20 protein-coding genes and 1 pseudogene are annotated in these 22,505 nt (G+C 64.0%); 17 read left to right on the top strand and 4 right to left on the bottom strand.

The genetic code is table 11. The features are described 5' to 3' along the window. Positions 1 to 9: 9 nt before the first annotated feature. From tssC to tssA, 3 genes are read right to left on the bottom strand one after another with little or no spacing between them, the layout of a single operon-like run. A complete protein-coding gene (gene tssC / locus VFF99_RS01465; RefSeq protein WP_325014297.1) occupies positions 10 to 1,494 on the bottom strand; it encodes a type VI secretion system contractile sheath large subunit in 1,485 nt (494 codons plus the stop codon). Positions 1,495 to 1,525: 31 nt separating this feature from the next. Continuing rightward, the gene (tssB, locus tag VFF99_RS01470) at positions 1,526 to 2,023 is read right to left on the bottom strand and encodes a type VI secretion system contractile sheath small subunit (RefSeq protein WP_325014299.1); all 498 of its coding nucleotides are present in this window, start codon (positions 2,021 to 2,023) and stop codon (positions 1,526 to 1,528) included. Between the two features lie 44 nt (positions 2,024 to 2,067). Then, positions 2,068 to 3,114: a type VI secretion system protein TssA gene (gene tssA, locus VFF99_RS01475; RefSeq protein WP_325014301.1), complete on the bottom strand. Its 1,047-nt coding sequence runs from the start codon at positions 3,112 to 3,114 to the stop codon at positions 2,068 to 2,070. 186 nt (positions 3,115 to 3,300) lie between these two features. On the opposite strand from tssA, the gene VFF99_RS01480 reads away from it, so the two are divergent. From VFF99_RS01480 to VFF99_RS01560, 17 genes and pseudogenes are all read left to right on the top strand, one after another. Then, complete coding sequence (locus VFF99_RS01480) at positions 3,301 to 4,092, top strand: type VI secretion system accessory protein TagJ (RefSeq protein ID WP_325014303.1); 792 nt, start codon at positions 3,301 to 3,303, stop codon at positions 4,090 to 4,092. Beyond that, complete coding sequence (tssE, locus tag VFF99_RS01485; RefSeq protein ID WP_325014305.1) at positions 4,089 to 4,631, top strand: type VI secretion system baseplate subunit TssE; 543 nt, start codon at positions 4,089 to 4,091, stop codon at positions 4,629 to 4,631. Before VFF99_RS01480 ends, tssE begins: the two co-directional genes overlap by 4 nt. A 1-nt stretch (position 4,632) precedes the next feature. Further along, positions 4,633 to 6,528, top strand: coding sequence for a type VI secretion system baseplate subunit TssF (tssF, locus tag VFF99_RS01490; RefSeq protein ID WP_325014307.1), 1,896 nt, complete (start codon positions 4,633 to 4,635; stop codon positions 6,526 to 6,528). A gap of 14 nt (positions 6,529 to 6,542) precedes the next feature. After that, complete coding sequence (gene tssG, locus VFF99_RS01495; RefSeq protein WP_325014309.1) at positions 6,543 to 7,583, top strand: type VI secretion system baseplate subunit TssG; 1,041 nt, start codon at positions 6,543 to 6,545, stop codon at positions 7,581 to 7,583. Further along, a complete protein-coding gene (gene tssH / locus VFF99_RS01500) occupies positions 7,571 to 10,267 on the top strand; it encodes a type VI secretion system ATPase TssH (protein WP_325014311.1) in 2,697 nt (898 codons plus the stop codon). The genes tssG and tssH overlap by 13 nt, the downstream gene beginning before the upstream one ends. 6 nt (positions 10,268 to 10,273) lie before the next feature. After that, entirely contained in the window at positions 10,274 to 11,065 is a 792-nt protein-coding gene (locus tag VFF99_RS01505; RefSeq protein ID WP_325014313.1) for a hypothetical protein, read from the top strand. Positions 11,066 to 11,158: 93 nt separating this feature from the next. Further along, positions 11,159 to 13,312 (top strand): type VI secretion system Vgr family protein, encoded by a 2,154-nt coding sequence (locus VFF99_RS01510; RefSeq protein ID WP_325014314.1) that lies wholly within the window; start codon positions 11,159 to 11,161, stop codon positions 13,310 to 13,312. Between the two features lies 1 nt (position 13,313). Beyond that, entirely contained in the window at positions 13,314 to 13,865 is a 552-nt protein-coding gene (locus VFF99_RS01515; RefSeq protein WP_325014316.1) for a DUF4123 domain-containing protein, read from the top strand. Then, positions 13,852 to 14,211 carry a hypothetical protein gene (locus VFF99_RS01520; protein ID WP_325014318.1) on the top strand — a complete coding sequence of 120 codons (360 nt, stop codon included), beginning with the start codon at positions 13,852 to 13,854 and terminating at the stop codon, positions 14,209 to 14,211. The genes VFF99_RS01515 and VFF99_RS01520 overlap by 14 nt, the downstream gene beginning before the upstream one ends. Next, a complete protein-coding gene (locus VFF99_RS01525) occupies positions 14,208 to 14,801 on the top strand; it encodes a hypothetical protein (RefSeq protein WP_325014320.1) in 594 nt (197 codons plus the stop codon). The genes VFF99_RS01520 and VFF99_RS01525 overlap by 4 nt, the downstream gene beginning before the upstream one ends. Further along, positions 14,801 to 15,103: a PAAR domain-containing protein gene (locus tag VFF99_RS01530; protein ID WP_325014322.1), complete on the top strand. Its 303-nt coding sequence runs from the start codon at positions 14,801 to 14,803 to the stop codon at positions 15,101 to 15,103. The genes VFF99_RS01525 and VFF99_RS01530 overlap by 1 nt, the downstream gene beginning before the upstream one ends. Then, complete coding sequence (gene tagH / locus VFF99_RS01535) at positions 15,069 to 16,694, top strand: type VI secretion system-associated FHA domain protein TagH (RefSeq protein ID WP_325014324.1); 1,626 nt, start codon at positions 15,069 to 15,071, stop codon at positions 16,692 to 16,694. Before VFF99_RS01530 ends, tagH begins: the two co-directional genes overlap by 35 nt. Positions 16,695 to 16,699: 5 nt before the next feature. Further along, the gene (locus VFF99_RS01540; protein WP_325014326.1) at positions 16,700 to 17,479 is read left to right on the top strand and encodes a PP2C family protein-serine/threonine phosphatase; all 780 of its coding nucleotides are present in this window, start codon (positions 16,700 to 16,702) and stop codon (positions 17,477 to 17,479) included. Between the two features lie 258 nt (positions 17,480 to 17,737). Next, complete coding sequence (locus VFF99_RS01545; protein WP_325014328.1) at positions 17,738 to 18,547, top strand: helix-turn-helix domain-containing protein; 810 nt, start codon at positions 17,738 to 17,740, stop codon at positions 18,545 to 18,547. Between the two features lie 101 nt (positions 18,548 to 18,648). Beyond that, positions 18,649 to 19,923, top strand: a complete 1,275-nt coding sequence (locus VFF99_RS01550) for a glycosyltransferase (RefSeq protein ID WP_325014329.1) — start codon at positions 18,649 to 18,651, stop codon at positions 19,921 to 19,923. A 76-nt stretch (positions 19,924 to 19,999) separates the two neighbouring features. Then, positions 20,000 to 20,122: pseudogene (locus VFF99_RS01555) on the top strand (TA system antitoxin ParD family protein); the annotation flags it as partial. Positions 20,123 to 20,235: 113 nt separating this feature from the next. Beyond that, positions 20,236 to 20,721, top strand: coding sequence for a hypothetical protein (locus VFF99_RS01560; RefSeq protein ID WP_325014331.1), 486 nt, complete (start codon positions 20,236 to 20,238; stop codon positions 20,719 to 20,721). 63 nt (positions 20,722 to 20,784) lie between these two features. Here the strand turns inward: VFF99_RS01560 and VFF99_RS01565 are convergent, their stop codons facing one another. Then, positions 20,785 to 22,377: a methyl-accepting chemotaxis protein gene (locus VFF99_RS01565; RefSeq protein ID WP_325014333.1), complete on the bottom strand. Its 1,593-nt coding sequence runs from the start codon at positions 22,375 to 22,377 to the stop codon at positions 20,785 to 20,787. Positions 22,378 to 22,505 lie beyond the last annotated feature (128 nt).

The following is a 22,505-nucleotide window of genomic DNA, read 5'->3' on the forward strand; positions in this document are numbered from 1 at the left end:
CACTCCCTGTCAGGCGGCCTTCTGCGACGGCAGCTTCGATACCAGGCGCAGGGAGACGGTGAGTCCTTCGAGCTGGTAGTGCGGCCGCAGGAAGAACTTGGAGCTGTAGTAGCCGGGATTGCCTTCCACATCTTCCACCACGACCTCGGCCGAGGCCAGCGGACGGCGTGCCTTGGTTTCGTCGGAGGAAATGGACGGGTCGCCGTCGACGTACTGCATGATCCAGTCGTTCAGCCAGCGCTGCATGTCGTTGCGTTCCTTGAAGGAGCCGACCTTGTCGCGCACCATGCACTTGAGGTAGTGCGCAAAGCGGCAGACCGCGAACAGGTACGGCAGCCGGGCGCCGAGATTGGCGTTGGCGGTGGCATCCGGATCGTCGTATTCGGCCGGCTTGTGCAGGGACTGGGCGCCGATGAAGGCGGCAAAGTCGGAGTTTTTCTTGTGCACCAGGGGCATGAATCCGGTCTTGGCAAGTTCGCTTTCCCGCCGGTCGGAGATCGCGATTTCGGTCGGGCATTTCATGTCCACGCTGCCGTCGTCGGTCGGGAAGCTGTGTACCGGCAGATTGGGTACCGCGCCGCCCGACTCGATGCCGCGTATCTGCGTGCACCAGCCGTAGAGCTTGAAGGCGCGGGTGATGTTGGCGGCCATTGCATAGGCGGAATTGGCCCAGGTGTAGCGGCTGTGGTCGCCGGCGGCGGTGTCTTCCTCGAAGGCGAAGTCTTCCACCGGGTCGGTCTTCTGGCCGTACGGCAGGCGGGCCAGGAAGCGCGGCATGGCCAGGCCGATGTATTGCGAGTCTTCGGAATCGCGCAGGGTCCGCCAGGCTGCGTATTCCGGCGTCTGGAAGATCTTGGTCAGGTCGCGCGGGTTGGACAGTTCCTGCCAGGAGTCCATCTGCATCACCGTCGGCGAGGCGCCGGCGATGAAGGGGCAATGCGCCGCCGAGCCGATCTTGGCCATCTCCGACAACATTTCCACATCCTGCGGTGAATGGTCGAAATGATAGTCGCCCACCAGGCAGCCGAAGGGTTCTCCGCCGAACTGTCCGTACTCCGCTTCATAGATCTGCTTGAAGAGCGGGCTCTGGTCCCAGTTGGTGCCCTTGTAGCGCTTCAGCGTCTTTTGCAACTCGGCTTTGGAAATGTTCATCACGCGGATCTTGAGCATCTCGTCAGTTTCAGTATTGTTGACGAGATAGTGGAGCCCGCGCCATGCGCCTTCCAGCTTCTGCAGGTCGGGATGGTGCAGGATCAGGTTCAGTTGTTCCGACAGCTTGCGATCGAGCGCCGCCACCATCGACTGGATGGTGTCGACGACGTCGTGCTCCAGCAGCTGCGTCTGCTCCAGCGCCTGCTGCGCCAGCGTCTTGACGGCGGTTTCGACGGCAGTCCTGGCTTCGTCGGTCTTGGGCTTGAATTCCTTGTTCAACAGGCGCGCAAAGTCGTCGAATTGAACCGCGCCCTGTAATTGCTCTACTTGCAGCTCTGCCATGTCGGTCTCCTGCGGCGTTTGATGGTGACGGTTAGCTTGCTTCCGGTTTCGGGCTGGCCGCTAGCGACTTGAGCAGCTCCGGGTCGTTCAAGACTTTTTCGATCAGTTCCTCCGCGCCCGTCTTGCCGTCCATGTAGGTGATGAGATTGTTGAGCTGCTGCCTTGCCTCCAGCAGCTTGCGCAGCGGCTCGACCTTGCGCGCCAGCGCACCGGGGGAAAAGTCGTCCATGCTCTCGAAGCTCATTTCCACCTTGATGTCGCCTTCGCCCGTCAGCGCGTTGGGCACCGTGAATTCGGCGCGCGGCTTCATCGCCTTCATCGCGGCGTCGAAATTGTCGACGTCGATCTCGACGAACTTGCGCTCCGCCACCGGGGGCAGCGGGTCCTTGGGCTTGCCGGCGAGATCGGCGAGCACGCCCATCACGAAGGGAAGCTGCACCTTTTTCTGGGCGCCGAAGACTTCGACGTCGTATTCGATCTGGACGCGCGGTGCGCGGTTGCGTGCGATGAATTTCTGACCTTGTGCCATGCTGCCTCCTGTCATGCTTGCGATGAATATTCAGACGCGCCTGCTTACGCCTCTTCCCTGCTGCCGGCCACCATGTCCACGGCGGAAATCGCGTCGGGCGCGATGTCGCGCACGATGTCGTAGAAGCTCATGGTGGAGAGCCGCTGTGCGCGGCGCAGCAGCAGCGGCGCCGGATTGGTCGGTTCATGCTTTTCAAAGTAGGTGCAGATGAGATCGAGCATGCGGGCGGCATCGGCGCTGGAGCGGATTTCGTTCGATAGCTGGACGCCCGCGGCCTGGCGCGCAACCGCAGGGGAAAGCTGTTCTTGCACGGGCTCCGGGACAGGCTCGCCCGCCGATTCGCGCGGGGCCTCGTCGGACACGAACTTCCGGCAGTATTCGGCCAGCGGACGCAGGCGGTCGATCAATGGCTGCAGGTCCGGCGCGCGTTCCACGCCGACCTGTCCGGACAGATAGGCATGGAGCGCGCGCGTGAGCTCGACGGCACGCTGCGCATGGTTCTCGGAAAAGTGTCCTTCGGATTGCGCGGAGGCGACCAGTGCATCGATCTCGGGCAGCGCCAGCGGACGGGTGCTGCTATCCGATGACGGCGGCAGTATGCCGAGCGCGACTTCCAGCTCACGCACCGTGCAGCCTCCCATTCCCCGCGCCGACACGAAGACGCAGTCGCGGATGTCGGCCAGCAGGCCGGCGCGGTCCGACAGCGGCGCCAGCGCATTCATCCTGAGGGTGGGGTCGTTATCCTCGCTCTCGTCCAGCTGCGGGTAGATGTGGTCCCAGAGCGTGCGGCACAGCCGCTCGATGATCTGCAAGCCCTGGACCAGGCCGGCGGGGCCGTGCAGGTGCGTGAGCGCGCGGGTCAGCGCGCAGGCTACGCGCAGGTCGCGCGTGCGGGCCGCCAGCGTCGTCGCCTGGACCAGCACCTGTTTCCAGTCGGGCGGCTCGGCGGGTATGACGGTCTCGCCGAACTGGCGCTCCGCCCTTCCGCGCTGTGCGACGTCGAGGGCAAGGAACGCATGGTCGTATTCCAGATCGGAGCCGGCCGGGTTGTCGCCATCCAGCACGCTGCAGAACTGTTCGATCTCGATCAAGGTCTTCTCCTGTCGCTTGCGCAGATTACTCTAGCGAGAAATGCAAGGCGTGGCACTAGTACTGAAGCTGTATCCCGCGCCTTCGCAACGCGTGTCGCGCAGCAATACGGCTTTCGTACGATTGACCCTCGCCGCGCACTCTCGATACAGTCGGACGATGCGAACTCTCTTGCAGGGGAAGCGAACATGCACGTTGCGGATACGAGGGCGGCGCAGTCCGAATTGATCGGCCAGCTTCGCAAACGCCCGGATGATGTCGATGCGCGTCTACAACTTTTCCGCTACGCGGTTGTCGACGGCAACTGGGATCGCGCGCTGAACCAGCTGGACGTGGCGGAAAGACTGGACGCCGGTTTGTCGCATACCGCGCTGGTCTACCGGCGCAACATTGTGTGCGAAGGCTTGCGGCAGCGTGTGTTCGGCGGCGAAGGAACCCCGCTCTTCCTTGGCACGCCGCCGCCGTGGATCGGCTATCTGGTCGAAGCCTTGCGTGCCGAAGACGACGAAACATCCGCAAAGCTTGTACAGGCTGCGCTGGGCGCTGCGCGTTGTGCAAGCGGAATCATCGATGGCGCACCATTCGCCTGGCTGGCCGATGCCGACAGCCGGCTCGGCCCGGTGCTGGAAGCCTTCATCGACGGCAAATACTATTGGGTGCCGTTCGAACATTGTTCCCGCATCGCGATACCCGCCCCGGAGGATTTGCTCGACCTCGCATGGTGCCCGGCGGAACTGACGCTGACCAACGGCGGAACATGCAACGGCTACATTCCCACGCGCTATCCCTCCTGCGCCGCCGATGCCACCGATACCGCCGACGCACTCAAGCTCGCACGCCTCACCGAGTGGCATCCCTGGTCGGATAGCCTGCAGAAGGGCGCCGGGCAGCGCATGTTCGTCAGTGACGCGGGCGACTACGCGCTGCTCGATTGCCGCGAGATCCGCTTCGATGCCCTGCCTGCGGACCTGCCGCAATGAGCGCAGACCTGTATTCGCGCGACCGTCTGCAGCCGGCGCTCATCGATCGCCTGATCGACGACGCGCCGCAAGACAGGCAGGAAGCGCCGGAGACCAAGGCGATTTCACGCTCCCGCCTGCGCGAAATCGTGTTGCGCGACTTGAGCTGGCTGTTCAATGCCACCGCGCCGCTCGGCGCCGTGGACGAGCGGCGCTATCCGCAGGCGCGCCATTCCGTGCTGAATTACGGCATGCCCTGCCTGTCGGGCAAACTCGCGTCGCGGGTGGAGCTGTTCGATCTTGAACAAACCCTGAGGCAGGCCATCCTCGATTTCGAGCCGCGCATCTTGCCCGCCTCGCTGGCCGTGACCGGCAGGCAGCCGGAAGACGAACTCGGTCATCACAATGTGCTTCAGTTCGAGATCACCGGCGAATTGTGGGCGCAGCCTTACCCCGTCGAATTGTGGCTGAGGACGGATGTCGATTTCGAGACGGGCATGGTCAAGGTGCAGGACGGCAAGCTGAGCGCGTCAGCCTTGCGGGCACCGGGAGCAACCTGACATGCATCCCCGCCTGCTGGAGTACTACAACCGGGAACTGGCGCACCTGCGCGACATGGGTGCGGAATTCGCGCAGGAATTCCCGAAGGTGGCGGCACGGCTGGGAATGGAAGGCCTCGAGGTCGCCGATCCCTATGTGGAAAGACTGATGGAGGGCTTCGCCTTCGTGGCGGCGCGCATCCAGCTCAAGCTCGATGCCGAGTTTCCGCGCTTCTCGCAGCACATGCTGGAGATGGTGTATCCGCATTATCTTGCGCCGCTGCCTGCGTTTGCCATCGTCGCGCTGCAACCGAACTTTGCGGAAAGCGCGCTCGCGTCCGGCGTGAAGGTGCCGCGCGGCAGCACCATGCACAGTGTCATTCCGCGCGGCCAGCAGACGGCGTGCGAGTTCCGTACCGCGCACGATGTCACCCTCTATCCGATCTCGCTCACGCGTGCAGCCTCTTTCACGCATGCTGCCGACCTGCCGCTCAACCAGGCGAGGCTCGGTGCGCCGCCGCGTTCCGGCTTGCGCCTGCGGCTGGGATGCCACGGCGGCCTGCAGTTCAGCCAGATCGCCTGCGATGCCCTTCCCTTTCATATCAATGCCGCCGACGATCTAGCCGTCCCCCTGTACGAGCTGATCTTTGCGCACTGCATTGGCGCCATGGTGGTCCAGGAGGGGAAACTGCTGGCGACCCTCCCGCCCGAAGCGATCATGCAGACGGGATTCGATCCCGGGGAAGCGCTGCTTCCCTTCGGTCACCGTTCGTTCGACGGTTACCGCTTGCTGCAGGAATACTTCGCGTTTCCACAACGCTTTCTTTTCTTCAGCGTCACCGGTCTGGAACGTGCCTTGCGGGCGGCGGGGCCGGGCGAGATCGAGATCGTATTGCTGTTCGACCGGCATGAGCCGCGGCTCGACGGCGCATTGGAAGCGGAGCATTTCCGCCTGTATGCGACGCCGGCCGTCAACCTGCTGGAGCGCCGGGCGGACCGCGTGCCGCTTGGCGACGGCGAATTCGAACACCATCTGGTTATCGACCGCACGCGCCCGCTCGACTATGAGGTCTTTTCCGTGCAGCGCGTGCGCGGCTTCGGCAGCGGCGAGACCGCCGAGGTGGAATTCCTCCCTTTTTACTCCAGCGTGCACGGCCAGGGCCACGGCAGCGCGGGTCAGGCCTACTACACCTTGCGCAGGGAGCCGCGCAAGCCGTCTGCCCGCCATCAGCAGACCGGCGGGCGCAGCGGCTATGCGGGAACCGAGGTCTTCATGTCGCTGGTCGACGCCCGCGAAGCGCCCTACCCGGGCAGCATCAAGCAGCTGGGCGCGGAAGTGCTGGCGACCAATCGCGATCTTCCGCTCCTGCTGCCGGTCGCCGCGCAGAATGCGCTGTCGCTCGATGCATCGGCGCCGGTATCCCGCATCGCCATCCTGCGCGGGCCGACACGCCCCCGTTCGGGCGCGCCGGAAGGCGACCATGCGTGGCGCCTGGTGCATCACCTGTCCTTGAATTACCTCAGCCTCGGCGGCGAGGAAGAAGGCGGCGAGGAAGAAGGTGGCGTACGGCAGGACGGCGTGCGGGCGCTGCGCACGCTGCTCGGCCTGTACACGGATGCGGGCGACCCCGGCATGCGCAAGCAGATTGACGCGCTGCAGGCCATTGCGTCGCGGCCTGTCGTGCGGCGCCTGCCCATTCCCGGGCCGATCGCCTTCGGACGCGGGATCGACATCGACATCCATCTGGACGAGTCGCGCATGGCCGGCAGCGGCGGTTTTCTGCTGGGCGCGGTGCTGGAACGTTTCTTCGCGCAGTACGTATCGATCAATTCTTTCACGCAGACCAGGCTTGTCTCGGCCTCGCGTGCGGAGGTGTATCAGTGGCCGGCGAGAATCGGACGCAAGAGCCTGGCATAGACTGGTACGCGGCCTTGTCCGCGCAGCCGTATGCCTTCGACTTCTACCAGGTATTGCGGCGCATCGACGCCATTCATCGCGGCCTGCCGCGCCTGGGCGATGCGCTGCGTCCCGCCGACGAAGCGGTACGCCTGTGCCAGGAGCCCTCGCTCACCTTTGCGCCGGCCAACGTGAGCGCCTTCGAGCATCGCCCTCATGGCCCGCCACGGCTGGCGTCGCGCTTTCTCGGCCTGTTCGGGCCGCAGGGCGCACTGCCCACGCACCTGACCGAGCTTGCGCGCGCGCGCCTGCGCTCCTACGGCGACCCGACACTGGCGCGCTTTGCCGATCTCTTTCATCACCGCCTGCTGTGCGCGTTCTACAAGGCGTGGCGCCAGGCGCAGCCGGCGGCCTGCCACGACCGCCCGGAGAACGACCGTTTCGCCGCGTATATCGACGCCCTCTTCGGCGGCGAGCTTCACGATGACGCCCTGTCGCACGCCCGGCGCCATTTTGCCGGCGTACTCTCCCGGCGCACGCGCAATGCCGCCGGGCTGGAAGCCGTGTTGTCCGGTTATTTCCGCGTTCCGGTCTGCCTGGAATCCTTCCACGCGCGCTGGATGGATCTTCCGCGGGATCAGCTCTCCACCCTGGGTGGCGCAAGGAACAACTGCATCGGACGCAGCCTCGTGCTGGGCCGGCGCATCCGGGATGCGCAGCATCATTTCCTGCTCCGCATCGGGCCGTTGACGCTGGCCGAGTACACCGCGCTGCTGCCCGGCAGCAGCGCGGCGGCGCGACTGCGCAACTGGGTACGTTTTTATACCGACCGCCAGTTCGGCTGGCGCGCCCAGCTCACGCTGCGGCGCGAAGAGGTGCCGGCCTTGCAGCTTGGCCGGCAGCGGCGGCTGGGCTGGGACGCGTGGTTGGGCCGTCCCGCTCCCGGCGCAGCAGTGAAAGGCCATTTGCTGAATCCGGAACAGCGAACCGCCGCGCAATCCGCTCCAGGCATTTCCGCACCCGCCATCCATCCCGAGATCCGCACCATTCCTGAGGAGGAGCCATGTCTGAAATAACCCGTGTCGCGCTGTTCGGCAAACTCAATCCGACGCTCTACAAGGCACTCGAAGGCGCCACCGTGTTCGCCAAGCTGCGCGGCAATCCCTACGTGGAATTTGTCCACTGGCTGAACCAGGTCCTGCAATTGCCGGACTCCGACCTGCATCGCATCCTGCGCCACTTCGAATGCGATGCCGGCGTGCTCGCCGCCGACGTCACGCGCAGCCTGGACCGGTTGCCGCGCGGCGCAACCGCCATCTCCGACATTTCCCAGCATATCGAGGACAGCATCGAGCGCGCCTGGGTCTACGGCACGCTGATGTTCGGCGCCAACCAGGTACGCAGCGGCCATCTGCTGGTCGGCATGCTCAAGACCCCGTCCTTGCGCAACCTGCTGCTGCAGATCTCGGCGCAGTTCCAGCGCATTCAAATCGACACGCTTTCCTCGCGCCTGCACAGCATGGTCGAGGGTTCCTGCGAACAGGGGCAGGCGGCAAGCGGTGCGTCTGCGGCGCCCGGCGAGGCAAGCGCGGCGATTCCCCCGGCGGCGATGGGAAAGGAAGAAGCGCTCAAGCGTTTCACCCAGGACCTGACCGAGCGTGCGCGCGCCGGTGAAATCGATCCCGTGACGGGCCGCGACGAGGAGATCCGGCAACTGGTGGATATCCTGATGCGGCGGCGGCAGAACAATCCCATCCTCACCGGGGAAGCCGGCGTCGGCAAGACGGCGGTGGTGGAAGGATTCGCGCTGCGCATCGCGCGCGGCGACGTCCCGCCGGCGCTCAGGGATGTGCGACTGCTGTCGCTCGATATCGGCCTGCTGCAGGCCGGCGCATCCATGAAGGGGGAATTCGAGGACCGGCTGCGCCAGGTCATTGACGAGGTGCAGGCATCGCCCTCGCCAATCGTGTTGTTCGTCGATGAAGCGCATACGCTGATCGGCGCAGGCGGAGCAGCCGGCACGGGCGACGCCGCCAATCTGCTCAAGCCGGCGCTGGCGCGCGGCACCCTGCGCACCATCGCCGCCACGACCTGGGCCGAGTACAAGAAGTACATCGAAAAAGATCCCGCGCTGACCCGCCGCTTCCAGGTGGTGCAGGTACATGAACCGGACGAGGAAAAAGCGATACGCATGATGCGCGGCGTGGTCACGCCGCTTGAAAAGCATCATCGCGTGCAAGTGCTCGACGCCGCCGTGCGCGCCTCGGTGCAGTTGTCGCATCGCTATATTCCGGCCCGCCAGCTCCCAGACAAGTCGGTCAGCCTGCTCGATACCGCCTGCGCCCGGGTGGCGGTGAGCCAGCATGCGACGCCGCCGGAAGTCGAGGACCTGGCGCGGCGCATCGAAGCATTGGAAGTCGAAGCCGGCATCATTGCCCGTGAAGAAGCGATCGGCGAAGAGGTGCAAGCGCGCAAGGAAGAAGTCCTGCGGGCGATGGCAGCCGCGCGCGACCGGCACGCCACGCTTGAATACCGCTGGAAAGAGGAAAGGCAGCTGGTCGATCGCATCCTTGCCCTGCGCGGCGAGTTGCGCAAGGAAAACCAGGCGGTGGATGACGAGGCGGGATTCGGCACCGACGCCGGCCGGCAATCGCAGCTGGCGCAGTTGCGCGAGCTGCAGGCGGCGCTGGCGCGGCTGCAGGGCGACAGGCCGCTCATCCTGCCCTCGGTGGATGAACAGGCGGTGGCCAGCGTGGTGGCGGACTGGACCGGCATTCCGGTGGGGCGCATGGTCAGCAACGAGGTGAACGCGGTGCTGCGCCTGGCCGATACGCTCAACGCCCGCGTGCTCGGCCAGCGGCATGGCCTGGACATGATCAGCCGCCGCATCCAGACGGCCCGCGCCAGGCTGGACAACCCGGACAAGCCGGTCGGCGTCTTCCTGCTCGTCGGCCCTTCGGGCGTGGGCAAGACGGAAACGGCGCTGGCGCTGGCCGAGGCCTTGTACGGCGGCGAACAGAACGTGGTGACCATCAACATGAGCGAGTTCCAGGAAGCGCACACCGTCTCCACGCTCAAAGGCGCGCCGCCAGGCTACGTGGGCTATGGGGAAGGCGGCGTGCTGACCGAAGCGGTGCGGCGCCGCCCCTATAGCGTGGTGCTGCTGGACGAGGTGGAGAAGGCCCACCCCGACGTGCACGAACTGTTCTTCCAGGTATTCGACAAGGGCCGCATGGAAGACGGCGAAGGACGGATGATCGATTTCCGCAATACCATCATTCTGCTCACATCCAATGTGGGCAGCGACCTGGTGATGAATCTTTGCAAGGACCCGGAGCTGGTGCCGGACCCGGAGGCACTCGCCACCGCCTTGCGCGATCCCTTGCTGAAGGTGTTTCCGCCGGCGCTGCTGGGTCGCATCGTCACCATTCCCTACTACCCGCTGTCGGATGCCATGCTGGGCGACATCGTGCGCTTGCAGCTCGACCGCATCGTGCGCCGCGTGCAGGAGAACCACGGCATTCCGCTGTCCTATGGCGACGAGGTGGTGCGGCTGGTCGCCAGCCGCTGCACCGAGCTGGAAAGCGGCGGCCGCATGATCGATGCCATCCTGACCAATACGGTCCTGCCCCGGATCAGCCGCGCCTTGCTGGAGGGGATGGCGGCGGGGGAAACGATTGCCGGCATCCGGCTCGGGGTGGAGGACGGGGATTTCACGTACGCCTTCGACAAGTCCCCTAATCCGGCGGTTGCGGCGTAAGGGATCATGGGTGCCTACCGCACACCCGGCCCGCAGGGAAAGTACCTGTCGCCGCCCGGCACGGCATCAAATGGAAGGCCGAGCCAGGTGCCGCCGCCATTGTCGTCTGCGGCGTCGCCAGCGTTGCAGAAGGCAGGAAGCCCTCCCGCGTTCAGCGCGCTCGATCCGGCGGTGATCAATAGCGCCTATTTCACTGCCGACGCGCGCTACTGGTTCGAGAAAGGTGCGACACCGCGGGGAATTTTGCTCATGGAGGCCGGCACCACCATCTACAGGATGGGCAGCTCCAGTTACGCGGCGCCGGATAACTCCGGCAACAAGAGCCTGGAACAGAAGGCGAACGACAGGGAAATGCAATGGATTGAAACGAATTGCAGCAGTCCATGGTGGATGCGGCGGGCGGAGCTGGACCGCATCCTCGCAAAAGGGCAGCAGGACACGGCCTGGGCAGGCAGGGTGATGGCGGCGATTGCGGAAGTGTGGGGCAGCCTGTGCGACTTGCAGATCCGCGCGGCCACGACCTGCGATCTCTACGTCTGGATTGGCGAGCCCAAGTCAATCGACGTGAAGGGAAACGCCGTCCGCGACGATGATCACGCCGCCTACTGGATTCCGGAAAAGGACCTGATGCAGCTCTACATTCCCGGCCTCTACGGCACGCAGCTCTGGCGCCATGTCTTCCAGGACATTTCCGCCACGCCGTGGCTATGGCCCGGCGTGCAGGCCAATCTTGCGACCGGAAAGAAATACAGCCCTGCGTCTGACAAGAAAACCAGCTTGCCCGCGGGGAAGCGATAAGGCCTCTCTATACTTCGGTCGTATGGCCGCTGCGCGGGAAAATTGAGATGCTGTCGTCAGAGGGCGTTTTCCACCCCTGAAAGGAGAGCCGTCATGGCGGCGATCGCGAAGATCTTCCTCGATGGCGCCGATCAATCTTCGTCTTTCGACCTGGTGTCGCTGCACGCGCACGAACAGCTTGGCCGCTGCTATGCGCTGGACGCCGTGCTGCTGGCCGACAAGGCAAGCCTTTCTCCGGCGGAGGTGCTCGGGAAAAGCCTTGGCGTCGCGCTGACCCTGCAGGATGGCGTCAAGCGCTGCTTCAACGGCATCGTGTTCCGGATGAGCCGCGGCCCGCGCCAGGGGCACAGGCATGAATACCGTGTCCACCTCCAGCCGGATTTCGCCCTGCTCGGCCTGCGCAGCGATGCCCGGGTGTTTCAGAACAAGACCGTTCTGGAAGTCTTTGAAACGGTCGTGGCGCAGATTCCTTCGCTCGCCTGGCAGTTCTCCGCAAGCTCACTGCCCCATCTGCCGTGGGAAAACTGCGTCCAGTACCAGGAGACGGACCTGTCCTTCCTCCTGCGCCTGCTGGAACACGAAGGCATTTATTTTTACTTCGAGCACCTGGAAGGCGGGCAGACCAGGATGAAACTGCTGGACACCGTCGCCGGCGGGGCGCAAAAAAGCCTGAGCTTCAATCCCAATGCGGCCGCCAGCAAACGGCCCCACGACTATGCAGAAGCATGGAGCCGCACCAGCAAGCTGGTGCCGGGGGTGGCCGAGCTGTCCGACTTCGACTTCACCAAGCCGATGCAACAGCGTGAAGTGCGCAGCGCGCAACCGGCCGGCCACACGCACGACGCCATGGAGCTGTATTTCTATCCGGGCGAGTTCGATTCGCGGCAGGAAGGCGCCACCTTCGCCGATCTGCGCATGCAGGCGCTGCACGTCGAGCATGCCAGTTTCGAAGGAAGGACCAGCTCGCCTGACATCGCCATCGGCAAGACGATCGGCATCCAGCAGCATCCGGCCGACGACCTGAACGGCGATTATCTGGTCGTCTCGACCTCGTACTCGATCCTCAATCGCGATCCCGATGCCGGGGGCGGCGGCGGCGCTTCCATCGAGTGTCACTTCACCGCGATCCCGGCGAAGATTCCTTATCGGCCGGAACGCATTACGCCCAAGAGCATGATCTTCGGTCCGCAGACGGCCTTCGTGGTCGGGCCGGAAAACAACGAGATCCACACCGACGAGCACGGACGCATCCGCGTGCAGTTTCACTGGGACCGTTACGGCAAGCCGACACAGGACACCTCCTGCTGGATACGCGTCGCCCAGCCCTGGGCCAACCAGGGCTTTGGTTTCTGGGCGCTGCCCAGGGTCGGGTCCGAAGTCGTGGTGCAATTCCTCGACGGCGATCCCGATCGCCCGCTGGCGGTCGGCAGCGTCTACAACGGCGAAAACCGCATTCCCTACCCCCAGCCGGCGAACAAGACGCGCAGCGGGGTGCGCACCTTGTCCACGCCTGAGGGCGGTATCAATGATTTCAACGAACTGCGTTTCGAGGACAAGAAGGGCGAAGAGGAAATCTATCTGCAGGCGCAGAAGGATCTGAACACGCGGGTCAAGGCGGACGCCACCTGTGTGGTCGGCGGCGAAGACAAGCTTTCGGTGGAGAAGGGACAGAATATCCGCGTGAGCAAGGGGCGCGAGCTGACCGTGGCCGAAATCCAGGTCACGTCCATCGGCGGCGACCACAAGCTCGCCGTGGCGGGCAACCAGGCCTGCAAGGTGGACGGCGACCGCACGGCGCAGCTCGGTTCGGACAGCGTACAGGTGCAGGGTGATGCGGTGTTTGGCACCGGCGGCGACCTGGGCATTACCACCGGACAGAACTATGCGCTCAACGCGCAGCTCGGCATTGCGATGAGCGCGCAGACGACGGTGGACTTGAAGTCGGGCATGACTATCGCGATGGACGCTTCCGCCGGCCTCTCCCTGCGCTGCGGCGGTTCTTTCATCAGCCTCACGCCGGCGGGCATCTTCATCCAGGCGCCGATGCTCATGCTCAATTCCGGCGGTTCGGCATTGAATGCGAAGGCGGCCCGCCCCGCAAAAGCGAAACCGGTGCAAAAGCCGGGCGAGGCAGGCGCGATTTCGGTCGCAGACAGTCCGCCCGTGGTGCCCGCAACCCGTCAGCCGCGCGCCGGATCGCTGGCGGATGCGGCACGCACCGGCTCTCCATTTGCCGAGGCGGGCTGACATGGGCCAGTTGCGCGACCTGATCATCGCCCAACCGCGTGCGAACCTGTACGCGGTCGCGGACGCGGCAAGCCTGCCCGGCCTGCTCGAGCCGATGTATGCACCGGGACGGCGGTCCTTCGCCTGCCTGCTGCCGGGAGAAATCAGCGCGGACGTGGCCCACGTCGCTCCCTACCTGATTGCTTTGCACGGAGCGCCGGCGCTGGTGGACTGGCTTGACGCGAGGCTCGCGCTGCCCTGGGGATATGTGGTGCAAGCGGACGCGGGCCTGCTTGCCTTGCAACTGCACCTGCGCCGTTTCACCGAAACGCGCGGGCCGAATGGCGAAGAATGGCTCTTTCGTTTCTGGGACCCGCGGGTCCTGCGCACCATGCCCGACATCCTCACGCCGGCGCAGACCGCCGAATTCATGGCTGGCATTGCGCGCATCTATCTGCCCGGCCCCGGCGCAGGAAGCGCGTTGCACGCGGATTGGGATGCGGGATCGCAGCGGCTGCGCTTTGCCGGAAGGGCCGCAGCGTCCGAACAAGGAGTGGCCCATGCTTATGTTTGACCGGGAACAGCTGCGCAGCTTTGCGCAAGCCGCCTTTGTACGACGCATGCGCGATGTGCTGCATGCGCTGTCCCCCGCCGCTGAGCTGGCCGAAGGCGATCTGGACAAGGAAATCGCCGCGCAGCTGAAGACGGCGCGCGGCTACGGTTTCGAGAGTGAGCGGGATTGCGCCCGGTGGGTCTTGTGCGCATGGTGCATGGGCCGTGACTTCGACAGAAAGATCGCGTCATTGGCCGAACAGCTCAAGCGCGAGGACGTCACCCCCGCCTACAAGGCGCTTGTCCTGGAGCTGATGCTCCGTTCCGTCTTCTCGGCGCTGGCCGGACGCTCGAGGGCGGTGCCATGAGCTGGGGCAGCCCCTTCCGCAACGCCTGGGACGCGGCGTCCTCCGGCGCAAGAGCAGCGGCGCGCGAAGCGGTGATCAGTCCGGAAAAAGCCGCCGGCCTGCTGGCCGATACGCTGGCCCACACGCTGCAGCGGACGCAGTACGCGGCCCGCGACGTGCGGCGTCTGCAGCAGGCCACGCAGGCCGCGGAAACACCCGACGCGGCAGCGGCACAGGCTGCGGCGCTGCGCAGCGCGATGGACGACATCCGGGCCGGCAAGGTCCCGCCGGAACGCGCCGAGAAGCATGTGCAACAGGCGCTTCGCCCGGCCACCGGCAAAGTGGCCGTGCCGGACGGCGAGCGGCATAGTGACGGCCGGCACGCGGCCCAGCGTTTCGTGGAGCTGCGCAAACGCCTGCTCGAGCAATTGGATGAAGCGCAAGAGCGCTGGACTGTCAACAACGTTCCAGCCGACGCAGCCTTTGTGCAAGCCCTGGACCGGGCCTTTGCCCTGGTCGACGAGCTGTTCCTCGAAGGCAAACGGGCGGACGACCCCGCCGCACCGCTGCCTTCCGGCCCCGGCCCCGGCCCCGCGAAGGAGGACGCCTGATGCCCTTCGCAGCGCGCCTGACCGATATGCATGTCTGTCCGATGGCAACGCCGGGTACGCCGCCGGTGCCGCACGTGGGCGGACCTATCATCGCACCCGGCTCGCCCACGGTACTCATCCAGGGACTGCCCGCTGCGCGCCTCACAGACCAGGCCATGTGCGCGGCGCCGCTGCCCGATGTGATTGTTTCGGGCTCGTTCACGGTTCTCATCAACGGCCTGCCCGCCGCGCGCGTGGGCGACCGTACCGCGCATGGCGGCGTCATCCTTGCCGGCGCGCCTACTGTGCAAATCGGGGGATGAGGTGCTGATCCGTGTGATGCGCTTTCGCGGGCGCCCTCCCGATGTCGCCGCCGAGGCCCGGTTCAGCGAGACCGGCGGGACGATAGGCAGAAGCAGCCAGTGCACCCTGCCCCTGCCCGACCCCGACCGCCACATCTCCCGCATCCAGGCCGAAATCAATTTCGAAGGCGATCAGTTCGTTCTGGTCGACCGCGGCAGTGCGAGCTGCATCCAGCGCAATGGCGTGGATGTCGGCCCGGGGCAGACGGTGGCGCTGCAGGACGGCGATGAACTGCATGTCGGCGACTACGTGCTGCGCGTGGAGCTGCCGGCGGTAACGATGACCGTGCCCGATGATTCGTCGCGCCCCTACGATCCGTTTGCCGATCTCGTCGGGAACCCTGCACCGAAGGCGGAGGTTCCGAAGGACCATCCGCTCGCCGGTGGCGCCGCGCCGCTGATTCCTGACGACTTTGACCCGTTCGGCAAGTCCGCCCTCGTGCCGCGGGGGAAGAACGCCGCCGCCATGCCGCAGCCCGCTGCACGTCGCGAGGACAGCCTGGACGCGCTGTTCGGCCTCGGCGAGCCGCCCGGCGCGGCAAGCCGGGGCGCCAAACCACCCGATGACCTGTTCGGCGGGCCGCCTGCACACAACACGGCATCCGCGGAAGACCCTTTCGCCGCCTTGCAGGCACCGCCCTCGCCCGGCTTCGATCCGGTTCCGGACCAGGCTCCGGAGATCCACAACCCGATGCCCCTGCCCACCGCGCAGCCGCTTGCCAACGATGGTTTCCTGTCGTGGAAGACGCCGGAGGGAGCGGCAAGCAGTTCCATTGCCGGCAAGACGATTGCCGCCACTGCGCGCATGAAACCGCCGCCGGCCATCCCCGGTGGCGGCACGCCTGCCGGCCCCACCCTGTCGCGCGACGCCCCGCGGCGCTTTGCGCAGCCCCGCTCGCACAGCCCCGATGTGCAGGCATTGCTCGACGCGCTGCTCGCCGGCGCGGCGCTGCAGGAACTCCCGAAGGATCCGGCAAGAGGCGGGAAAGAGCCGCGCCAGCTGGATGAGGAAGTGATGGAGCGCATGGGCGCCCTGCTCCGCCATTTCGTGCAGGGCGCCATCGACCTGCTCGCGACCAGGGCCACGCTCAAGACCGAGATGCGTTCGCCGATGACCGTCATCGCTCCACAGGGCAACAACCCGCTCAAGTTTTCCCCGGACGCGTCGACCGCGCTTGCACTCCTGATGGCTTCACCCATGCCGCGCGGCTTCATGTCTCCGGACATGGCCGTGCAAGATGCGATGAACGATCTCGTCGCCCACCAGGTCGGCGTGCTTGCCGGCATGCGCGCGGCACTTCAAGGGCTGCTTGCGCGCTTCGAGCCGAAGGCGCTGGAAGCGCGCCTGACGAACAAGAGCATGCTCGACAGCATGCTCCCCAAGAACCGCAAGGCGAAACTCTGGGAGCAGTTCGAAAACACGTTCAACGAAGTATCCAAGGAAGCCGAAGACGATTTCGAGGCCCTGTTCAGCCGCGAGTTCGTCCGCGCCTACGAAGCCCAGATCAAGTCGCTCGAAGACCGCGACACCATTAAAAAGCCGCGAAGGTGAGCGCCATGGAGTGCCGAGTCTCTGCATTTTCCCGCGTCGGCGGACGCGAACACAATGAGGATGCCTGCGGATATGTCGAAAAAGACGGCATCGTCTGCTGCGTGCTGGCGGACGGCGCCGGCGGGCACCAGGGCGGCGAAGTGGCATCGCGCGTCGCGGTGCAATCGGTGCTCGACGACTTCCTGACCGGCCCGGAAGTGAGCGCCGCGGCACTGTCGAGGATCATGGACAACGCCAACCGGGCGGTGCTGCGCCGGCAGGAAGACTTGCCCGAGCTGGCCGACATGCGTTCCACGCTCGTCGTATTGCTCTTCGACCCGGCCCGCAGCAGCGCGGTCTGGGGGCATGTGGGCGACAGCCGTCTCTACCTGTTTCGCGGCGGCGCCTTCCATTTGCGCACGCGCGACCACAGCCTGGTGCAAAGCATGGTCGACAGCGGGATGCTGTCGCAGAGCGAAGCCGCCAGGCATCCCGACGCGAACGTCCTGTTCGCATCGATCGGCCTGCAGGACGCATTCATGCCCACGGTGCTCGACGCTCCGTACGCGCTCTGCGTCGGCGACGCCTTCCTCCTGTGCAGCGATGGCGTGTGGAGTGCGGTGGCAGAAGACGGCTTTCAGCAATGCCTCCATAGCGCCTCCGACTCCGATGCATGGTTGCGATGCATCGAGCAGAAGGTAAGCGCGGGCGTGGCAGCCGGATCCGACAACTATTCGGCTGTCGGGATCTGGTACGGGGATGCGGGAGACTTCATGCACACCATTCCGCTCGCCGGGAAAGCGTAGACTCGCCGAAACCAGGCAACCAGGCTCGAGAACGACCCGAAGCGGTCCTTCAATGGAGGAAATGCTGCATCTTGCCTTGATCTGATAGAGCGGAATGCCGATCAGTGCTAAGAGCAACTTGTACGTACTTCTGATGAGGCGATCGGTTTCACCGGCGTCCGCCTGCATATAATTTCTGATTCGGTCTCCCGGAATTCATCGCACATGCCAGTCAACTCGCCCAACACCGCATCCCTGCCGCCGATGCACGAACGCGTCATGATTCAACCGGCCCCAAGGGGCTTTGAGCGTACCGTAGTGTGTGCAATCTGGCGGACACTGGACGCCGTCCATGGCCCTGCATTCCTTGAAAGTACGATTCCAGCGAATGTATATGCGTGTCTGAACATCCTGCCTTTCGGCGATGTTCGGCTGAATCACCCGCAGGGCATCTCCCTGCCACCCGTGTTCTTGATGGGGCCACTGACAGCTCCGCTGACGACACACGCAGCCGCTCCGCTGCGCTCCTTGAGCCTGGTACTGCAACCTTGGGTGCTTCCTGCCTGGTTTCACGTCCAGGCAACGTCGCTGGTGGACACATTCGACGGCGGCACGCAAGTGAAGCGCTTGAACGAACCGCTGCTCGTGGAAGCGCTGCGCAATGCGGCGGAAACTCCCGAGCGCCTGGTCTTCGGACTGCAAATGCTTGCTGCAGCGAGTTCCGGCATCGACGAAGAAGCAATGACGCTGGCCGACATGCTGACCCACAACAGAAGCGTCTCAGCGGTAGCCGAAATGCTCGGGATTGGGATACGCCAGCTCGAGCGCCGCTGCAGGCGGGCATTCGGGCTCGGCCCGAAACAATGGCTGCAAGTGAAGCGCTTCGAAAGCTCGTTGCGGCATCTGGCGCAAGATGACGCTTCGCTGGTCGAGGTTTCGGCAGAGGCAGGCTATGCCGATCAATCGCACATGACCAGAATTTACCGCCGTACGGCCGGCCACACGCCTGCGCAGACCAAAGACGCCATCGATAGCGACGTGCCGGGTTATTGGGCGTTCATGCCGTCCAAGGCATCTTTGCCGGAATAGCAAGTTCGACAACAGATGTCGTGTTCGTTCAAGAGTAAACCGAGACGCCTGGGTACCCTGTTGACCATGGAGTATGCGTTCATTGTTCAGGGACACAAAATATGGAGAAATTCAAACGGGCCGTCGTAATGGCGGTTGGATCGGGAGGAGACGTGGCTCCCCTCGCTGCCGTCGCAGCGAAGCTGGCCGCCCACGGCATGGAGACGACGCTGATGGCACCGCAGCGATACCGGCACCTCACGGCGGGAACAGCGGTGCAATTTCAATCGATCGGGGCGGACGACGTCTTCGAGGAGGTTTTCGGCAGCGCAGATGTATGGAGTGCGACCAAAGGGCTGGAGGCTTCGTGGCGATATTATGGCGCGGCGATGTGCACCGGATTGCGCGTCTTGCGCCAGGGCTGGCATGCCGCCGATACCATCCTGGTAAGTTCGTCGTTCGCCGTTGCGGCCCGTTTGGCCGAGGAAATCGACGCGTACCGGAATACCACTGTCCATTTGTCGCCATCGATTGTGTTTTCGGCCCACAGGCCGCCAAAGTGGCCTGTGGTTTCCATCCCGCAGCACTGGCCCTTGCGGCTAAAGCGCATGATGATTGCCGCGGCTGAACGAATCGCCACCGATCGTGTGATCGGCTCGCATGTGAACACGTTTCGCTCGGAACTTGGCTTGCCGCCGGTTCGGAATCTGTTTTCGCAATGGATCCACTCTCCACGGCGTGTGATCTATGCGTTTCCCCGCTGGTTCGCGCAGGCGGCACCGGATTGGCCGGCTCAGGGGGCATTCGCCGGATTCCCGAGGTGCATGCAGCATCAGCGCGCTCTCCCCGTGGCACTGGAAGCATTCCTTCGACGCGGGACCGGGCCGGTCATGGTCATTACGGCGGGTACGGCCGTCGCTTCGCGGCCACGTTGGGTGGAGCGGCTTACAGCCTTCGCTGTTACGCAGGGTGCCAGGGTAGTCGTCATCGAGCCGGATGCGCAGGGGGACGAGATCTCGCCCGCCGTGCACAGGACGCCCTTTGCACCATTTGACCTGCTCCTGCCGCGTGTGCAACTGATCGCTCACCATGCCGGCATCGGCACCATGGCAGAAGCCCTGCGCGCGGGATTGCCACAACTGTTGGTGCCAAGCGCGCACGACCAGCCGGACAACGCCTGGCGTCTGCAACACCTCGGGATTGGACATAGTCTGCGCCCTGCCCCCACCCCGAATGACCTTACGCGCGCCTGGAATTGGGCACTAGGTAACAGCGCCCTTCGGCCGGTGTTGGACGAGGTGCAGGACAGGATCACGCAAGACGAAGAAGGGGCCGGCCGCATCGCAGAAATGGTGATCGACACGTTCCGGGTACCCGGCTTGCCAGGCAAGACCTAGTTCATAGGCTGGGATGCAATCCCGGCACTGTTTAACCATCATGACGATAGCTGGGATTTCATCCCAGTCTACCGAGATGTATGATGGCTTTTGGCCGGTTTCGACCAGCGCTGCGCTCAGCCGCTCAATTGATGCGCAAGCCGAACACCGGCTCCGGGCCGGCATGCTGGCCGAACTCAATCCCAGGTTGAGCTATGGCGGCCGCCTGTGGCAGAGAGCAAACGTCGATTAGCGCGACCATGACGCGGGAAAGTTGGTGAAAAGAATCCGACATCGCCCTCGTCTATGCGTCTTTGCAGGAGTACACAAGTCTTGCGCTTCCTGGCAAAAATGGCACTACGTATGCCGAAGCTGGCGATCGCTGCATTGTTGTTGGCGCTGGCGGGTTTGGCCGGCACCATGAGCTATGCCGGGTATCTTGTTGTCGGCGTCGTTGCAAACCATCTCGGTACTGGCCGTGTGATGGCAGGCCTGTTGCTTGGAGTGCTGTTTGCGAGGCTGCCGTGGGCACGCGAAGGGAAATGGCGCAGCATTGGTCTGTTACCGAAGCGGGCTCGGCTGCCAGTACTGCTTGCCTTGCTTGCCTTCTGCTTGCTCAGCTATCTCTACCGTGGCGAACTGCTGCCCACGCTGGTTCTGGGTTTCGCCATGACATTTCTACTCACGTATCGAAGGATGAGACAGCTGGTTATTAGCCGGGCGATATCGTCTCTCTTCAAATTTTCGCCTGACCCAAAACATCCAAAGAGCACCGATGACGCAGTCATTGATGTCGAATTCCGAGAAAAGAAAGACTAAGCGTCTGAATTCCGCCGTAGGTGAAGACGCGATTCGTGGAGCGGGTACTGGTAAGGCCCGCAGCTAGGTGAGACGAAGCACGTTATCGGTGCGTGCCGTTGCCTTGTCATCGAGTTTGAAGACGCCCACCGCAGCCGACAACCTGCCGGCCTGGTCCCGCATCGCACTCGCCGCCGCCGCGGCCTCCTCCACCAGGGAAGCATTTTGCTGGGTTACATGATCCATGTGGGAGATCGCCACATGCACTTGTTCAATGCCGGATTGCTGCTCGCCGCTTGCCATGGCGATTTCGCTGACGATTTCGCTCACCCGCCTCACCTGCTCGACGACCTGGTGCATCTTGGAACCGGCGTGGTCGACCAGCTTGCTCCCCAATTCCACCTTGTCGACGGAACCGGAAATCAGCACATGGATATCCTTGGCAGCGGCGGCAGAGCGTTGCGCGAGGTTGCGCACCTCAGAGGCCACCACCGCGAACCCCTTGCCTTGCTCGCCGGCCCGCGCCGCTTCGACCGCGGCGTTAAGCGCGAGAATATTGGTCTGGAAGGCGATCCCCTCGATGACGCCGATGATGTCGGCCATTTTTTTCGATGAGGTATGAATAGCCGTCATTGTCTCGACCACCTGCGACATCGCGGCTTCGCCCTCGGCGGCCACATCCGACGCGGATGACGCGATCTGGTTGGCGTGCCGCGCATTGTCGGCATTCTGTTTCACCGTGCTCGTCAGTTCTTCCATCGACGACGCGGTCTCCTCAAGCGAGGCGGCCTGCTGCTCGGTGCGGGACGACAAGTCCAGATTGCCCGCAGCGATCTGGTTTGAGGCTGTGGCAATCACATCGCTTCCGGTATGCACTTCACCGACAATGCGGGCCAGGTTGTCCCGCATCTGCTTGATCGCGTACATCAGGCTGTCCTCGTCTCCCGGCCGGACGTCGACGCTCACCGACAGGTCCCCTTGCGCGATCGCATTGGCGATTTCTTTGGCTTTCACCGGCTCGCCGCCAAGCTGGTGGCGGATACTGCCCGCGATGACCGCGGCAACGCCTATACTGAAAAGCATGGCCAGCGCACCCGAAACAATCAGCAAGCGCTGCGAAGCACTCGCCATGTCCTCGATATCGTTGCGCATCGTCGTGATCGATGCTGCCTGATACGCCGTCAGTTTACCGATGCCGGCGACATAGTTATTGAGCGCCGGTTCAAGCGTCGATTGAACGAGGCGGCGGGCATTCTCCTCGCTGCTGCGCTTTTCCTTGAACACTTCATCGCGCGCCGCAATGTAAGCACTCCTCAGCGCCGCAATCTCGGCAAACAAGGGCTTTTCTTCCGCGTTCTGGTTAAAAGTGTCCAGTTGCTTCTGTATCGCGGAAATTCTGGCGCTTGTTTCCTTGATCTTCTTTTGAACCTGCTCCTGGCGCGCGGCGTCGTCCGATTCCGCCACCGCGATCGTGCGAGCGCCGTTGAGATTGGTGCTCGCCGCCCACTCCGCTACCAGCCGCTCTTTCGCCATCACTTCATCGACCATCCGTTCGACGGCATTCTTGGCACCGTGCAGACGCAACGAAGCAAAACCGACGATGAGCACTAACATCAGCAAAGAGAAAGAAAATCCAATTGCCAACCGTGTACCGACCGTTGTTCTGTCAAGCTTCATATTTGCCTTTTGATCCATTGCGTTGACGCCAATAATGCCTTGCTGGCAATTCCCCTACAGCAACAATAGGTATTCAGTTGCCATTTTTCCTTGACGTAAATCAACATGCTGCACGTCGAAAAGTGTGT

This window comes from Noviherbaspirillum sp., assembly GCF_035654295.1.
Classification (GTDB): Bacteria; Pseudomonadota; Gammaproteobacteria; order Burkholderiales; family Burkholderiaceae_D; genus Noviherbaspirillum.

Excerpts from the sequence above, each read along its gene's own strand:
- tssB (WP_325014299.1), bottom strand. The coding sequence starts at position 2,023 with ATGGCACAAGGTCAGAAATTCATCGCACGCAACCGCGCACCGCGCGTC.
- VFF99_RS01550 (WP_325014329.1), top strand. The coding sequence starts at position 18,649 with ATGGAGAAATTCAAACGGGCCGTCGTAATGGCGGTTGGATCGGGAGGA.
- VFF99_RS01545 (WP_325014328.1), top strand. The coding sequence starts at position 17,738 with ATGATTCAACCGGCCCCAAGGGGCTTTGAGCGTACCGTAGTGTGTGCA.
- VFF99_RS01505 (WP_325014313.1), top strand. The coding sequence starts at position 10,274 with ATGGGTGCCTACCGCACACCCGGCCCGCAGGGAAAGTACCTGTCGCCG.
- tssH (WP_325014311.1), top strand. The coding sequence starts at position 7,571 with ATGTCTGAAATAACCCGTGTCGCGCTGTTCGGCAAACTCAATCCGACG.
- VFF99_RS01565 (WP_325014333.1), bottom strand. The coding sequence starts at position 22,377 with ATGAAGCTTGACAGAACAACGGTCGGTACACGGTTGGCAATTGGATTT.
- VFF99_RS01510 (WP_325014314.1), top strand. The coding sequence starts at position 11,159 with ATGGCGGCGATCGCGAAGATCTTCCTCGATGGCGCCGATCAATCTTCG.
- VFF99_RS01480 (WP_325014303.1), top strand. The coding sequence starts at position 3,301 with ATGCACGTTGCGGATACGAGGGCGGCGCAGTCCGAATTGATCGGCCAG.
- VFF99_RS01540 (WP_325014326.1), top strand. The coding sequence starts at position 16,700 with ATGGAGTGCCGAGTCTCTGCATTTTCCCGCGTCGGCGGACGCGAACAC.
- VFF99_RS01515 (WP_325014316.1), top strand. The coding sequence starts at position 13,314 with ATGGGCCAGTTGCGCGACCTGATCATCGCCCAACCGCGTGCGAACCTG.
- tssC (WP_325014297.1), bottom strand. The coding sequence starts at position 1,494 with ATGGCAGAGCTGCAAGTAGAGCAATTACAGGGCGCGGTTCAATTCGAC.
- VFF99_RS01525 (WP_325014320.1), top strand. The coding sequence starts at position 14,208 with ATGAGCTGGGGCAGCCCCTTCCGCAACGCCTGGGACGCGGCGTCCTCC.
- tssF (WP_325014307.1), top strand. The coding sequence starts at position 4,633 with ATGCATCCCCGCCTGCTGGAGTACTACAACCGGGAACTGGCGCACCTG.
- tssE (WP_325014305.1), top strand. The coding sequence starts at position 4,089 with ATGAGCGCAGACCTGTATTCGCGCGACCGTCTGCAGCCGGCGCTCATC.
- VFF99_RS01520 (WP_325014318.1), top strand. The coding sequence starts at position 13,852 with ATGCTTATGTTTGACCGGGAACAGCTGCGCAGCTTTGCGCAAGCCGCC.
- VFF99_RS01530 (WP_325014322.1), top strand. The coding sequence starts at position 14,801 with ATGCCCTTCGCAGCGCGCCTGACCGATATGCATGTCTGTCCGATGGCA.